Origin of the sequence: Mesorhizobium sp. M0571 (assembly GCF_040320985.1) — a bacterium.
In the GTDB taxonomy this organism is placed as follows: Bacteria; Pseudomonadota; Alphaproteobacteria; order Rhizobiales; family Rhizobiaceae; genus Mesorhizobium.
In genome coordinates, this window is record NZ_JAMYQT010000004.1 from 220,678 (window position 1) to 234,847 (window position 14,170).

The 14,170-nt window shown below is 63.4% G+C and carries 12 protein-coding genes; 10 read left to right on the forward strand and 2 right to left on the reverse strand.

What is annotated here, in order from left to right:
- Positions 1 to 15: 15 nt before the first annotated feature.
- Positions 16 to 1,059: a LacI family DNA-binding transcriptional regulator gene (locus NKI85_RS07515; RefSeq protein ID WP_352529436.1), complete on the reverse strand. Its 1,044-nt coding sequence runs from the start codon at positions 1,057 to 1,059 to the stop codon at positions 16 to 18.
- Between the two features lie 226 nt (positions 1,060 to 1,285).
- Here NKI85_RS07515 and NKI85_RS07520 point away from each other — a divergent pair, with 226 nt between their 5' ends.
- The 10 genes from NKI85_RS07520 to NKI85_RS07565 all read left to right on the forward strand — a co-directional run bounded on the left by NKI85_RS07520 (position 1,286) and on the right by NKI85_RS07565 (position 13,023).
- Entirely contained in the window at positions 1,286 to 2,260 is a 975-nt protein-coding gene (locus tag NKI85_RS07520; RefSeq protein ID WP_352529437.1) for a sugar-binding transcriptional regulator, read from the forward strand.
- Between the two features lie 44 nt (positions 2,261 to 2,304).
- The gene (locus tag NKI85_RS07525; protein WP_352529439.1) at positions 2,305 to 3,750 is read left to right on the forward strand and encodes an ABC transporter substrate-binding protein; all 1,446 of its coding nucleotides are present in this window, start codon (positions 2,305 to 2,307) and stop codon (positions 3,748 to 3,750) included.
- A gap of 153 nt (positions 3,751 to 3,903) precedes the next feature.
- A complete protein-coding gene (locus NKI85_RS07530; protein WP_352529441.1) occupies positions 3,904 to 4,827 on the forward strand; it encodes a carbohydrate ABC transporter permease in 924 nt (307 codons plus the stop codon).
- 9 nt (positions 4,828 to 4,836) lie between these two features.
- Positions 4,837 to 5,694, forward strand: coding sequence for a carbohydrate ABC transporter permease (locus NKI85_RS07535; protein WP_023676025.1), 858 nt, complete (start codon positions 4,837 to 4,839; stop codon positions 5,692 to 5,694).
- Between the two features lie 4 nt (positions 5,695 to 5,698).
- Positions 5,699 to 6,817 carry an ABC transporter ATP-binding protein gene (locus NKI85_RS07540; RefSeq protein ID WP_352776478.1) on the forward strand — a complete coding sequence of 373 codons (1,119 nt, stop codon included), beginning with the start codon at positions 5,699 to 5,701 and terminating at the stop codon, positions 6,815 to 6,817.
- Positions 6,814 to 7,938 carry an ABC transporter ATP-binding protein gene (locus NKI85_RS07545; RefSeq protein ID WP_352776479.1) on the forward strand — a complete coding sequence of 375 codons (1,125 nt, stop codon included), beginning with the start codon at positions 6,814 to 6,816 and terminating at the stop codon, positions 7,936 to 7,938. Before NKI85_RS07540 ends, NKI85_RS07545 begins: the two co-directional genes overlap by 4 nt.
- Complete coding sequence (locus NKI85_RS07550) at positions 7,938 to 9,500, forward strand: FGGY-family carbohydrate kinase (RefSeq protein WP_352776480.1); 1,563 nt, start codon at positions 7,938 to 7,940, stop codon at positions 9,498 to 9,500. Before NKI85_RS07545 ends, NKI85_RS07550 begins: the two co-directional genes overlap by 1 nt.
- Positions 9,501 to 9,507: 7 nt before the next feature.
- Positions 9,508 to 10,548, forward strand: a complete 1,041-nt coding sequence (locus NKI85_RS07555) for a 2-hydroxyacid dehydrogenase (protein WP_352776481.1) — start codon at positions 9,508 to 9,510, stop codon at positions 10,546 to 10,548.
- Positions 10,549 to 10,567: 19 nt separating this feature from the next.
- Positions 10,568 to 12,085 carry a glycerol-3-phosphate dehydrogenase gene (locus NKI85_RS07560; protein WP_352776482.1) on the forward strand — a complete coding sequence of 506 codons (1,518 nt, stop codon included), beginning with the start codon at positions 10,568 to 10,570 and terminating at the stop codon, positions 12,083 to 12,085.
- Positions 12,085 to 13,023: a sugar phosphate isomerase/epimerase family protein gene (locus NKI85_RS07565; protein ID WP_352776483.1), complete on the forward strand. Its 939-nt coding sequence runs from the start codon at positions 12,085 to 12,087 to the stop codon at positions 13,021 to 13,023. Before NKI85_RS07560 ends, NKI85_RS07565 begins: the two co-directional genes overlap by 1 nt.
- Before the next feature lie 46 nt (positions 13,024 to 13,069).
- Here NKI85_RS07565 and fba read toward each other — a convergent pair whose 3' ends face one another.
- Positions 13,070 to 14,134: a class II fructose-bisphosphate aldolase gene (gene fba / locus NKI85_RS07570; protein ID WP_352776484.1), complete on the reverse strand. Its 1,065-nt coding sequence runs from the start codon at positions 14,132 to 14,134 to the stop codon at positions 13,070 to 13,072.
- Between the last annotated feature and the right edge of the window lie 36 nt (positions 14,135 to 14,170).

The following is a 14,170-nucleotide window of genomic DNA, read 5'->3' on the forward strand; positions in this document are numbered from 1 at the left end:
TGCGCCGCTAAGGCGTCAGTTCTGTCCTGTTGGTGCCGGACCATGGCTTGCCCGCGAGACAAGTGTCGGCCGGACCAGCCGCGTCAGCGGCGCGGCCGGCCTGTCGCCGATGACGGTCAGCAGCATCTCGCCGATCTCGCGCGCGCACTGGCGGATCGAGGCGTCGAAAGTGGTCAGCCCCGGCGGCGCGTAGGCGGAGGCGGCTATGTTGTCGAAGCCGATCACCGAAAGGTCGCGAGGAACGGCAAGGCCAGCGCGGGCTGCCTCTTCCATCACCGTCAGCGCCAGCTCGTCGAACAGCGCGACAATCGCCGTCGGCCGCTCCGCGACATGCAGCAGCCGGTTGATCGCCTGGATGCGGGCACCGCGATCGAAACGCGGCGCTGTCGCCACATCGAGCCTGACCGACGGGTCGCCCCGGCGGGCGATCGCGGCAGCGAGCCCATCCTGTCGGAGATGGCGAAACGTCATTGGCTCGGAAATCGTCACCAGCCCGAAATGGCGGTGTCCGAGATCGTACAGCATGTCGAAGGCTTCGCCGAAAGCATACGCGCCATCGGTATCGAGCCAATGATAGGCAAAGTCGCCGTCGAGCAGCCGGCCATGCGCGACGAACGGGAAATTGCGTTGGCGCAGATACGAAAGCCGCTCGTCGACCTCGGCGATACGGGTGACGACGACGCCGTCGGCGCGCCCCGATTCCACCACATGGCGGAGCACGGAAAGCTCCGACTGGCCCTGCGCCGCTGCGGCCAGAATCAGGTCGGAGCCGTGCGAAACCAGCCCTTCGCCCAACCCGGTGACGAATTCGCCGAGGAAGGAATCGACCAGATTGGGACCGCGGATCGGCAGCACCATGCCGACAAAGCCGCTGCGGCCGGAGACCAGCGTGCGGGCTGCCGTGTTCGGCACGTAGCCGGCCTGGCGCGCGGCCTCGGTGACACGTTGGCGCGTTTTCAAGGCGATCTGCTCGTGGCCGGCAAGGGCGCGCGAAACGGTGGTGATCGACAGGCCGAGCTGCGCAGCAAGTTCTTTGAGGGTGGTAACGCGGGCCGGCATCGTTCCTCCGAACGGAGTTTGAAACGTTTGTAATGGGTTCGGGCTAAATTGCAAACGTTTTAAAACATGCCCGAGCAGTCCCCGCTTATTCGCGCGACCCCTGTTTGGCCAAGACCGACGCTCTGCCGGCAAGCCCAAACGAAGATTTAAACGCTGCGGTTGCTTGACTCGGGCGACGCCTTGTGAAAAATTTTGCAGCAACTGATAAAAATATCAAAGGGCGGAAATGGTTGGTTTTGGCAACGGCCTGCTGCGCGACGATGAGACCGGGATGGCAGCCCGTGCCGCCTGGCTTCACTATGCCGGCGGCCTGACCCAGTCGGAGGTCGCCAAGCGGCTCGGCCTGACCAGCCTCAAGGCGCATCGCCTCATCACCAAGGCCAATCAGGAAGGCCTGGTCAAAGTCTATATCGACGGCGAAGTCTCCGAATGCGTGGAGCTCGAGGACGAGTTATCCGGCCGTTACGGCCTCGACTATTGCGAGGTGGTTCCGGATTTCGATGCCGAAGACCTGCCGCTCAAGGCGCTTGGCATTGCCGGCGCGCAGTTTCTCAAGCGCGAGATCGAACGTGGCGAGGAGACGCTGATCGGCGTCGGCCATGGCCGCACACTTGCCGCCTGCGTCGAATATCTGCCGCGCATATCGGCCGGCAGGATACGTTTCGTTTCCCTGCTTGGCGGCCTGACGCGCAAGTTCTCGGCCAATCCGCATGACGTCATCCACCGCGTCGCCGAACGGACCGGTGCGGAGGCCTATGTGATGCCGGTGCCGATGTTCGCCAACACCGTCGAGGATCGAACGGTGCTGCTCGGGCAGAAGGGCGTCAGCGATGTCTTCGACCTCGCCAAGACCGCCGACTTGCTCATTGCCGGCATCGGCACCGCCGAGCGTGAGGCCTCGCTTGTCGCCACCGGCATGATCGAGAAGGGCGAGATGGAGGAGATCCGCCGCAACGGCGGCGTCGGCGAACTGCTCGGCCATTTCTTCGACGATGCCGGAAAGGCTGTTGCGACGACGCTTTCTAACCGGGCGCTGGCACTGGCGCGCGAAGACATCAGCAACCGCAGGATTGTCGCCGTCGCCGGCGGCAAGGTGAAGGTTCGCGCCATCAAGTCAGTGCTGGAGGGCCGCTATCTCAAAGGCCTGATAACCGACGAGCGGACGGCGCGATCGCTCGTGGAACAGACGCCGGTCGGGTAGCCGGCAGCCATTTCGTTGAAACTACCCTGTGGAGGAGAAGAGAAATGCATGAGAAAGAGAAAGACCTCATCGACGCGTTCCTGCGTGGACAAGTCGACCGCCGTGGGCTGATCAAGGGCCTCGGTGCAATGGGCCTTGCCGCCAGCACAGCCGGTACACTGCTCAATTTCGGGCAGACCCGCGCCCTGGCGGCTGATTTCGACTGGCAGGCGCATAAGGGCAAGACCATCAAGCTGTTGCTCAACAAGCATCCTTACGCCGATGCGATGATTGCCAACCTCGACAATTTCAAGAAGCTGACCGGCATGGAAGTCGTCTATGACGTGTTCCCCGAAGACGTCTATTTCGACAAGGTTACCGCCGCGCTGTCGGCCAGCTCGCCCGAATACGATGCCTTCATGACCGGCGCCTACATGACCTGGACCTACGGTCCGGCCGGCTGGATCACCGACCTCAATGAATGGATCAAGGATCCGGCCAAGACCAACCCGAAATATGCCTGGGACGACTTCCTGCCCGGCGTCAAGAACTCCTGCGCCTGGAACGGCCAGCCGGGCGGCGCGCTCGGTTCGGCAGACGCCAAGCAATGGTGCATTCCGTGGGGCTTCGAGCAGAACAACATCACCTACAACAAGGGCATGTTCGACAAGGTCGGGGTCAGCGTTCCCGGCAATATGGATGAAATGGTCGCTACGGCGGCGAAGCTCACCAAGGACGTCGGTGGCGGCGTCTACGGCATCGGCGTGCGCGGCTCGCGCTCCTGGGCGACGATCCACCCGGGCTTCCTGTCGGCTTACGCCAATTTCGACCAGAAGGATCTGAACGTCTCGGCTGACGGCAAGCTGTCGGCCGCGATGAGCACCGCCGAATCCAAGGCTTTCCACAAGCAGTGGGTCCAGATGATCCAGGAGAGCGGCCCCAAGGACTGGTCGACCTACACCTGGTATCAGGTCGGCACCGATCTCGGTGCAGGCGCTTCGGCGATGATTTTCGACGCCGATATCCTCGGCTACTTCATGAATGGCGGCGACAACAAGATGGCCGGCAAGCTCGCCTTTTCGGCGTTTAAGGCCAATCCCGCCGCCAAGGCACCGACGCCCAACATCTGGATCTGGTCGCTGTCGATGTCCAACTTCTCGAAGGACAAGGACGCCACCTGGTACTTCATGCAATGGGCATCCGGACCCGAGCATGCATTGTTCGGTGCGACCAAGATGGACTTCGTCAATCCGGTGCGTCAGTCGGTCTGGAACGATGAGATGTTCCGCGAGAAGCTGAACAAGAGCTATCCGGGCTATGTCGAGATGTTCGACGTCTCGGCGCCGGGCGCCAGCATCAAGTTCACCCCGCAGCCGCTGTTCTTCGATCTCACCACCGAATGGGCGGCGACGCTGCAGAAGATGGTGGCCAAGGAAGTGCCGGTCGACGAGGGCCTCGACAAGCTGGCCGAGAGCATCAACGGCCAGCTCAAGGAAGCCGGGCTCGGCTAAGCCGCGGCCAGGGCTGGCCCGTCCCACGGGCCAGCCTTTGAGATGTTATACGTTTGCGACGCGGTACCGAGCGGTACCGCCTGCTCGCCCGACCGGCCGCCTTGCTCCCTTGGGCGGCCGGGACGGCGAAGCAACAGGATGACGGAGCAGCAGATGACTGCGGCGACAATACAAAGAAACAGGCCGTCGGGCTTCAGGATCAGCAAGCGGGTGCTGCCCTACCTCCTCAGCTTGCCGGCCCTCTTGGTCTGCATCGGCATTCTGATCCCGTTCTTCACATCCGTGGTCTATTCTTTCCAGCGCTACCGGTTGAGCCAGCCCTGGGCGCGGCAGTTCAACTGGGGCGACAACTACATCTCGTTCTTCACTGACCCGAAGTTCTGGAACACGCTGCAGGTGTCGCTGCTCTACGCCGGCATCACCGTCGTGCTCGAGCTGCTTCTCGGTCTCGGCATCGCCATGCTGCTGCAGAAGCGCTCGACGCTGAACAACTTCATCTCGATCATGCTGTTGATGCCGCTGATGACGGCGCCGGCGCTCGCCGCGCTGATGTGGAAGCTGATGACCAATCCCGGCTTTGGCGTGCTCAGCTATCTCGCCAGCCTGATCGGGCTGCAGGATTTCCGCTGGGCCTCGTCTCCCTCCACGGCACTGCTCACCGTCGTGCTTGTCGACGTCTGGGTCTACACGCCCTTCATCATGATCCTGCTGCTTGCCGGCCTGCGCAGCCTGCCGACGCAGCCCTTCGAGGCGGCAGCGCTCGACGGCGTGCCACGCAGTTTCGTGTTCTTCCGCATCACCTTGCCGATGCTGACTCCCTACATCCTGACGGCGACGCTGTTCCGCCTGCTTGATTCCATCCAGCAGTTCGACATCATCTACGCTATGACGCAGGGTGGTCCGGGCGATACGCTGACCGTCTTCCAGGTCGAGGCCTATCTCAACTTCTTCCAGTCGACCAATGTCGGCCGCTCGGCGGCACTGATGATCATCCTGTGGGCGATCACCTATTTCCTCTCGAACATTTTCATCAAGAACTGGCTGCGGCTGCGCGAACGCGCCCGCGGCCAGGCATAGGAGGCTGGCATGGAACACACCTCCCTTCTCGAACGCATCCTGCGCGGCATAGCCCTGGCGCTGGTCGTGATCTTCTTCATGTTCCCGATCGTCTGGATCCTGATGATGTCGTTCCAGACCAACGAGACAATCCTGCGGATCCCGCCGCAGCTTGTCTTCGAGCCGACGCTCGCCAACTACACTGCGCTGATCACCGGCAAGCTGATGACTGCGGCCGGCACGCTCGACATCGCCTTCATGCGCAATCTCTGGAATTCCGTCTTCCTGTCGGTCACCTCGGTTGCCGTCGCGTTGCTGCTCGGCGTGCCGGCAGCCTATGCGTTCGCACGGCACAAGTTCCGCGGCTCGGAGGACATCGCCTTCACGCTGCTGTCGTTCCGGTTCGCGCCGGCGCTGCTGGTGCTTTTGCCGCTCACCCTCTATTTCCAGAAGCTCGGGCTGGCCAATACCTATATCGGGCTGATCTGGGTCTACCAGCTGATCTGCCTGCCGCTGATCCTGTGGATCGTGCGCGGCTATTTCGAGGATATTCCGGCCGATATCGAATATGCCTACCGCATTGCCGGCCATTCCTGGTTTGCCACGTTCCGCAAGATCGCGCTGCCGCTCGCCGGCCCGGGCATTGCCGCTGCCGGCCTGCTCGCCTTCATCTTCGCCTGGAACAATTTCGTCTTTGCGCTGGTGCTCGCTTCGGCCGACAAGCAGCCGGTGACGGTCGGCGCGCTGGCCTTCATCACCTCCTCCGGCATCCAGTACGGCCAGATCTCGGCCGCGATCGTGCTGTCGATCACGCCGACGCTGGCGCTCGCGCTTTATGCGCAACGCTATCTCGTCGAAGGCCTGTCGCTTGGCGCGGTGAAAGGATAGTCCGATGGCAAGCCTCGAACTGCGAAACATCGTCAAGCGCTACAAGAGCCAGACCGTTCTCGACAATCTGTCGCTGACCGTCGCCGACGGCGAAACGCTGGTCCTGTTCGGGCCGTCCGGCGCCGGCAAGACGGTGCTGCTGCGGCTGGTCGCCGGCGTCATCGACCCCGACGAGGGAAAGATCCTCATCGGCGGCGAGGACATGACCGACGTCGACGCCGAGTTCCGCGGCGTCGGCATGGCCTTCCAGAATTTCGCGCTGTTCCCGCATATGACCGCGTTCGACAACATTGCTACGCCTCTGCAGGCGAAGCATTCGTCGCAGGGCGCGATCAGGGCCGGCGTCGAGAGCGTCGCCAAGCTGTTGAAGATCGGCCATGTGCTCAGCCACAAGCCGCGGGCGCTGTCCAACGGCCAGAAGCAGCGCACCGCGCTTGCCCGCGCCCTGGTCGGCTCGCCGCCGCTTCTGCTGCTCGATGATCCCTTGCGCAACGTCGATGCCAAATTGCGTTTCGAAATGCGGCTCGAACTGCCAAGGCTGCTCGCCGATCGTGGCGCAACCGTTGTCTACGTCACCCAGGACTACAAGGAGGCGATGGCGCTCGGCGACCGCATCGCGGTGATGTCGCAAGGCGTCGTCAAACAGCTCGGCACGCCCGAACAGATCTATCGCGAGCCGGCCAACGTCGAGATCGCCCGGCTGTTCGGCGACCCGACCATCAACCTGCTCGACGTCAAGCCGTCACGGGACGCCAAGGGCATCTATGTCGGCCTCTCCAATGTCCAGGTCCATCTGGCCGGCGCGCATGAGGCGGCGGTCGGCCGTGACTGCGTCATCGGCTTGCGGCCGGAGGCGCTGGCCTTCGTCGACGAAGGTACTCAGGGCGCCATTCCGGTGACGGTCGAGGCCGAGACGCCGCTCAACGAGAAGATCGTCACGCTGGTGCGCACCGTGCGTGGCCGTGAAATCCTGGTCTCGCGTCCGTCCGGAACACCGGGCCAATCCGAGGGCAGGGCCCATATCGCCGTCGACAGCAAAAGCGCCCTGCTGTTCGATCGGGCACGTGGCGAGCGTATCGGCTCGAAAAACGTCGTCAATTTGCGCAGCGGAGAAGCGGCATGAGCCCGAGCGCAATCACCCTCTCAGGCGTCGACAAGTTCTACGGTCCGATCGACCGCGGCGTGCACGCCGTCAAGAACCTGACGATGGAAATCGCCAAGGGCGAGATCGTGGCGCTGCTCGGCTCGTCCGGCTGCGGCAAGACCTCGACATTGCGCATGATCGCAGGTTTCGAAGAGGTCTCGCGTGGCACGATCTCGGTTGCCGGCCGCAAGGTGCACACACTGCCGCCGGTCAAGCGCAACGTGGCGATGGCGTTCGAGGGCTATTCGCTCTATCCGCCGCTGACCGTGCGCGAGAACATGGCCTTCGCCCTCAAGGCGGCCAGGCTGCCGAAGAGCGAGGTCGATGCAAAAGTTGCCAGCATCGCCAAGCTGCTCGAGATCGAGGACATTCTCGAGCGCTATCCGAGTTCGATCTCCGGCGGCCAGCAGCAGCGCGCCAGCCTTGGCCGGGCGCTGATCCGCAAAGCCGACCTGCATCTGCTCGACGAGCCGATGGGCCAGCTCGAGCCGCAGCTCCGCGCCGTGCTGCGCGGCCGCATCAAGCACTTCATCAAGGAGCGCGGCCTGACCGCGATCCTGGTCACCCACGACCAGACCGAGGCCAACGCGCTGGCAGACCGCATCGCTGTCATGGAAGGCGGCGTGCTGCAGCAGTTCGACACGCCCGACAGGCTCAAGGAGCGGCCGGCAAACCTGTTCACCGGCACCTTCGTCGGCGAGCCGCCGATGAATGTCTTCGAGGCCTATGTCGGCACGGCTGACGGCAAGATCAATCTCAAGCTGCCCGACGGTCTTTCGCTCGATTACGACAAGGACGCGTTCAGCGGCCCGGTTCGCGACGAATTGCTCAACCGGCAGCGCGTCGTCATTGGTGTCAGGCCCTATGCAGTCCGCCGTTCGAAGGACGGAGTGCCGGCCACCGTTTCGGCCAATCAATGGCTTGGCGATCAGACCCATATCGCCGCCGATTTCGCCGGCGGTTCGCTGGTTCTGGTCGAGCATGACCGGACCCGCCTGGATCTCGGTGCGCCGATCAAGGTCAGCATCGATCCGAAAAACCTGCACGTCTTCGATCAGGCGAGCGGCAACGCCATTTCGCACGGCACGGAGCTTGCCTGATGCGGGATGTGCTGATCGGCATCGACGCCGGCACGTCTGTCATCAAATCCGTCGCCTTCGACACGGCGGGCAGGCAGATCGCGGTCGCCGCGCTGCCCAACAAATACGAGACACTACCGGGCGGCGGCGCCGAGCAGGACCTGACACGCACCTGGGCCGATACCGCGACGACCTTGCGCCAACTCGCCGACAAGGTGCCGGACCTAGCCAGCCGGACCATTGCCATTGCCGTGACCGGCCAAGGCGACGGCACCTGGCTGATCGACAAGGATGGTGCGCCGGTGGCCAAGGGCTGGCTGTGGCTCGACGCGCGCGCTGCCGCGGTCGTCGAGGAGATCCGCGCGCGGCCCGAGGACCGGCTGCGCTTCGAAAAGACCGGCAGCGGGCTCGCTGCCTGCCAGCAGGGATCGCAGTTCGTCTTCATGAAGCGCCACATGCCCGCGATGCTTGCCAATGCAGCGACGGCGTTCCACTGCAAGGACTGGCTCTATTTCAAGTTGACCGGCCAACGCGCCACCGACCCGTCCGAAGGCACCTTCACCTTCGGCGATTTCCGCACGCGCGGCTATTGCGATGATGTGCTTGAGGTGCTCGGCGTCACCGATCTCAGGCATTTACTGCCGCCCATCATCGATGGCACCAGGCAAAGCACAGGGCTGTCGGCGGCAGCGGCAGAGGCGACCGGACTGCTCTCCGGCACGCCGGTCGTTCTGGCCTATGTCGATGTCGCCTGTACCGCGCTCGGCGCCGGCCTGTTCGATCGCGAGCGCAAGTCCGGCTGCTCGATCATCGGCTCAACGGGCATGCATATGCGGCTTGCCGAGACGCCGGACGAGGTGCTGCTCAACGAGGCTGCAACCGGCTACACGATGACGATGCCGGCGCCAGGCGTCTTTGCGCAGATGCAGTCGAACATGGCGGCAACGCTCAACATCGACTGGGTTCTCGGCCTCGCCTCCGGCATTCTCGCCTCGCAAGGTATCACGCGGACCAATGGCGAGATGATCGCGCTGGTCGACCAGTGGATATCGTCGTCCGAGCCAGGCTCGCTGCTCTACCAGCCCTATGTCTCGGAGGCGGGCGAGCGCGGGCCGTTCGTCGATGCCAATGCCAGGGCCGGCTTCGTCGGCATTTCGTCCAGGCACGGCTATGCTGATATGGTTCGTGCGGTCTTCGAGGGGCTGGCTTTCGCGGCACGCGATTGCTACGCCGCCATGGGGCCGCTGCCCAAGGAAATCCGCCTGACCGGCGGAGCGGCCAGGAGCCCGGCTCTGCGCAAGATCCTGGGTGCTGCGGTCGGCGCCGACATTCGCACCAGCGAGCGCGAGGAGGCCGGTGCTGCGGGCGCTGCGATGATTGCTGCGGTCTGCGTCGGCCAGTACGCATCGATGGACGATTGCGTCAGTGAATGGGTCACGCCTTTGCTCCGTGCGGCCGAACCTAACGACCGAAAACTTGCCGCTGCCTACGAGGCGATTGTTCCGTCCTACACATTGGCGCATGAGGCGCTGCGGCCGGTCTGGCGTTCGCTGGCCGCATCCAAACAAACTGACGTGAATTGAGAAGAGCATGCCCAACAAAATTGCGATCATCGGCGACCGCTTCATGCTTCCGGAAGTGTTTCGCGAGAAAATCGAAGCGGCCTGCGGCGATAATCTCGACATCCGCACCATTGAGACCGCATGGCCCGACGAGCCGATGGAATTCGGCAATGCGGCGCTCGGCCTCGACAGGCTCAAGGAATATTTCGGTGATCCGGACGAGGTGGTCGATTTTATCGGCGACGCCGAAATCTTCGTCACCCAGCTTGCGCCGCTCTCCGAAACCATGATGCAGCGCTTGCCGACGCTCAGGCTGGTTGCGGTATCGCGCGGCGGGCCGATCAACATCGACATGGCTGCTGCAAAGGCTTATGGCATCACGGTGGTCAATGTGCCCGGCCGCAACGCCAGCGCGGTGGCCGAGTTCACCATCGGCGCCATTCTCGCCGAGACGCGGCTGATCCGCGTCGGCCACGAAGCCTTGCGCAAGGGCGAGTGGCGCGGCGATCTCTACCGCGCCGACCGCACCGGCCGCGAGCTCAACGAAATGACCGTTGGCGTCATCGGCTATGGCAATATCGGCACCAGGCTGGTTCGGCTGCTGCGCGCATTCGGCTGCCGCATCCTGGTCTCCGATCCCTATGTGCAATTGAGCGTCGAGGACCGCAATGCCGGCGTCGAGCTGGTTGCGCTGGACGATCTCCTGTCGCGCTCCGATGTGGTCACGCTGCATTCCCGGGTCACCGAGGAGACGCGCGGCCTGATCGGCAAGGACGCCATTGCCCGGATGAAGCCCGGCGTGATCTTCGTCAATACCGCGCGCGGACCGCTGGTCGACTACGATGCGCTCTACGAGGGGCTCGTCTCGGGGCAGATCGGCAGTGCCATGCTGGAGACGTTCGCCGTCGAGCCGGTGCCGGCCGACTGGCCGCTGCTGCAGCTGCCGAATGTGACGCTGACGCCGCATATCGCCGGCGCGTCGGTACGCACGGTGACTTATGCTGCCGAGCAGGCGGCCGAGGAAGTGCGCCGCTTCATCGCCGGCCTGCCGCCGGTCAATCCATGCTGACGACAGGGCATAAGGCGAGATGAGCGGTGACAGCGAAATCGTCGATCTCTTCGTCATTGGCGGCGGCGTCAATGGCGCCGGCATTGCGCGCGATGCAGCAGGCCGGGGGCTGTCGGTCATCCTCTGCGAAAAAGACGATCTCGCCGAAGGCACCAGTTCGCGATCGGGAAAGCTCGTCCATGGCGGTTTGCGCTATCTCGAATACTACGAGTTCCGCCTAGTGCGGGAGGCGCTTATCGAGCGCGAGGTGCTGCTGGAATCTGCGCCGCACATCATCTGGCCGATGCGCTTCGTGCTGCCGCACAGCCCGGATGATCGGCCGGCCTGGCTGGTCCGGCTCGGCCTGTTCCTCTACGACCATCTTGGCGGCCGCAAGCGGCTGCCGGCCACCCGCACGCTCGACCTGCGCACCGCACCCGAAGGCGCGCCGATCAAGGACAGCTTCAAGCGCGGCTTTGAATATTCCGATTGCTGGGTCGACGATGCCCGCCTCGTCGTCATCAACGCGCTCGATGCAGCCGAACGCGGAGCCAGGGTCTTCACCCGCACCGCCTGCACCGCCGCCCGTCGCGAAAGCGGCCTGTGGTCGGTGGAGATGCGCGACGGTCGAACCGGCGTTAGGACCACGGTCCAGGCGCGGGCGCTGGTCAACGCCGCCGGTCCTTGGGTCAACGACGTCATCAACCGCGTGGCCGGCGAGAATTCCAGGCGCAACGTCCGCCTGGTCAAGGGCAGCCACATCATCGTGCCGAAATTCTGGGAAGGGCGGCAGGCCTATCTCGTCCAGAACAGTGACAAGCGCGTGATCTTCATCAATCCCTACCAGAACGACCTCGCGCTGATCGGCACCACCGACATTCCTTATGAAGGGCGGCCGGAGGACGTGACCGCCGATGCCAGCGAGGTCGATTACCTGATTAAGGTGGTCAACCGCTATTTCAAGCGCCAGCTTGTGCGCAGCGACGTCGTCTACTCGTTTTCCGGAGTCAGGCCGCTCTATGACGACAATGCCGACAATCCGAGCGCAGTGACCCGCGACTATATTTTCGAGCTCGACGCGGCGGAGGGACAGGCGCCGCTGCTTTCCGTCTTCGGCGGCAAGATCACCACCTTCCGCAAATTGGCCGAGCACGCGCTCGACCGCATCGCCCCGTTCTTTCCGAAGATGGGCAGGCCATGGACCTCGAAAGGGCATCTGCCCGGCGGCGATATCGCCAATGCCGATTTCGAGCAGTTTCTCGGCGACCTCGGCCATGAATTCCCCTGGATGCCGGCCTCGCTGGTCAAGCATTATGGCCGGCTCTACGGCACAAGGACGCGCGATCTGGTCGGCGCGGCCGGCTCGCTCGCCGAACTGGGGCGGCGCTTCGGCAAGGATTTTTTCGAACGCGAAGCCAATTACCTGTTCGAGCATGAATGGGCCGAGACCGCGGCCGATATTCTCGAACGGCGCACCAAGCACGGACTGCATCTGTCCGCCGCGGAAAGAACCGCCTTCGAAGACTGGTGTTCGAGCCGGCTGGCGAAGGCAGGCTGATGGCTTTCACCCTGTCCCTCAACACCAATCCGCTGGTCAACCGTTTCGCCGAACCGGACGATCTGATCGATGCGATCGCTTACGACATCGGCATCAGGGACGTGCAGCTCACGCATGAATTCGTCAATCCCGGCTGGCCGGCGGCGACGATCTCGAAATTCCTCCGCCTATTCCGCACCGCGCTCAACCGCACCGGCGTGCGCGTGACCTCCGCGATGACCGGCCCTTACGGCCGGCTCAATCATTTCGGCCATCCCGACCCCGACGTGCGGCGCTATTATGTCGACTGGTTCAAGACCTTTGCCGAAATTTCGGCCGAGCTCGGCGCCGGCGGCATGGGCACGCAATTCGCGATCTTCACCCATCGTGACTATGACGATCCGGAGCGTCGCGCGCGGCTTTTCGAGATTGCGCTGGAATGCTGGCGCGAGGTCGCCGAACACGCTAGGGCCGCCGGCTTGACCTACCTGTTCTGGGAGCCGATGTCGGTTAGCCGCGAGTTCGGCCATACGATCGAAAGCTGCCGGACGCTGCAGGGCGAAATCGACGCGGCCGGCATGGCGATCCCGCTCAAGATGATGGTCGACATCGACCATGGCGATGTTACCTCAAGCAATCCAGGGGACATCGATCCTTATGCCTGGGCCGAAGCCTTTCCAAAGAAATCGCCGATCATCCATGTCAAGCAGTCGTCGATGAACAAGGGCGGTCATTGGCCGTTCACCGCCGCCTACAACAAGGACGGCCGCATCACGCCGGAAAAGCTCCTGGAGACGGTGCGTCGCGGCGGCGGCGTCGACAATGAGATCTGCCTCGAATTGTCGTTCCGCGAGCGCGAGCCCGTCGACCACCAGGTCATCGCCATGATCCGCGAGTCGGTCGACTACTGGGCGCCGTTCATCGAGACCGGCAGGGCCGATCTTTTGCCGCGAGCATGATGGATGAGCAGGAGCCGATGCGGCTCCTGCTTGGAACCCGAGTACGTCAGCCGAATTTCGGGTCGAGGCTGCCGGACTTGTAGCGCTTGGCCATTTCCGACAGCGGCAGCGGTTTGATCTTCGGCGCGTTGCCGGCGGTGCCGAACTGCTCGAAACGCTCCTTACAGAGCTTCCTCATGGCGGCCATCGCCGGCGTCAGATATTTGCGCGGGTCGAATTCCGAGGGGTTCTCGGTCAGCACCTTGCGGATCGCGCCGGTCAGCGCCATACGGTTGTCGGTGTCGATATTGATCTTGCGCACGCCATGCTTGATGCCACGCTGGATCTCCTCGACCGGCACCCCCCATGTTGGCTTCATCTGGCCGCCATATTTGTTGATGATCTCCTGCAGCTCTTCTGGCACCGAGGACGAGCCGTGCATGACGAGATGCATGTTCGGCAGGCGGCGGTGGATTTCCTCGATGACGTTCATGGCGAGCACCGCGCCGTCCGGCTTGCGGCTGAACTTGTAGGCGCCGTGGCTGGTGCCCATGGCGACGGCCAGAGCATCGACATGGGTGTCGCGCACGAACTGTTCGGCCTGCACCGGGTCGGTCAGCAGCTGGTCGTGGCTGATGACGCCCTCGACGCCATGACCGTCCTCTTGTTCGCCGCCGCCCATCTCCAACGACCCAAGAACGCCGATCTCGCCTTCCACCGACACGCCGCCCCAATGCGCCATGTCGACGACGCGGCGGGTGATGCCGGAATTGTAGGCGTAGTCGGCCGGCGTCTTGCCGTCTTCCTTCAGCGATCCGTCCATCATCACCGAGGTGAACCCGTACTGGATCGCGGTGACGCAGGTGGCTTCGTTGTTGCCATGGTCGAGATGCATGCAGACCGGGATGTCGGGATGGATTTCGACCAGCGCGTCGATCAGCTTGGCCAGCACGACGTCGTTGGCGTAGGTCCGCGCGCCGCGGCTCGCCTGCAGGATGACCGGCGATTTGGTCTCCTCGGCCGCCTCCATGATGGCGAGCCCCTGTTCCATATTGTTCATGTTGAAGGCAGGCACGCCATAACCGTATTCGGCGGCATGATCGAGCAATTGTCTCAGTGTGATGCGAGCCACTCAGTAGTCTCCCGTATCCGGTTTGGAGCCAGTGTT

Bases quoted from the DNA above. Each gene is read 5' to 3' on its own strand.
- NKI85_RS07550 (WP_352776480.1), top strand. From the start codon at position 7,938: ATGCGGGATGTGCTGATCGGCATCGACGCCGGCACGTCTGTCATCAAA.
- NKI85_RS07555 (WP_352776481.1), top strand. From the start codon at position 9,508: ATGCCCAACAAAATTGCGATCATCGGCGACCGCTTCATGCTTCCGGAA.
- NKI85_RS07515 (WP_352529436.1), bottom strand. From the start codon at position 1,059: ATGCCGGCCCGCGTTACCACCCTCAAAGAACTTGCTGCGCAGCTCGGC.
- NKI85_RS07535 (WP_023676025.1), top strand. From the start codon at position 4,837: ATGGAACACACCTCCCTTCTCGAACGCATCCTGCGCGGCATAGCCCTG.
- NKI85_RS07545 (WP_352776479.1), top strand. From the start codon at position 6,814: ATGAGCCCGAGCGCAATCACCCTCTCAGGCGTCGACAAGTTCTACGGT.
- NKI85_RS07565 (WP_352776483.1), top strand. From the start codon at position 12,085: ATGGCTTTCACCCTGTCCCTCAACACCAATCCGCTGGTCAACCGTTTC.
- NKI85_RS07525 (WP_352529439.1), top strand. From the start codon at position 2,305: ATGCATGAGAAAGAGAAAGACCTCATCGACGCGTTCCTGCGTGGACAA.
- NKI85_RS07530 (WP_352529441.1), top strand. From the start codon at position 3,904: ATGACTGCGGCGACAATACAAAGAAACAGGCCGTCGGGCTTCAGGATC.
- NKI85_RS07540 (WP_352776478.1), top strand. From the start codon at position 5,699: ATGGCAAGCCTCGAACTGCGAAACATCGTCAAGCGCTACAAGAGCCAG.
- NKI85_RS07560 (WP_352776482.1), top strand. From the start codon at position 10,568: ATGAGCGGTGACAGCGAAATCGTCGATCTCTTCGTCATTGGCGGCGGC.
- NKI85_RS07520 (WP_352529437.1), top strand. From the start codon at position 1,286: ATGGTTGGTTTTGGCAACGGCCTGCTGCGCGACGATGAGACCGGGATG.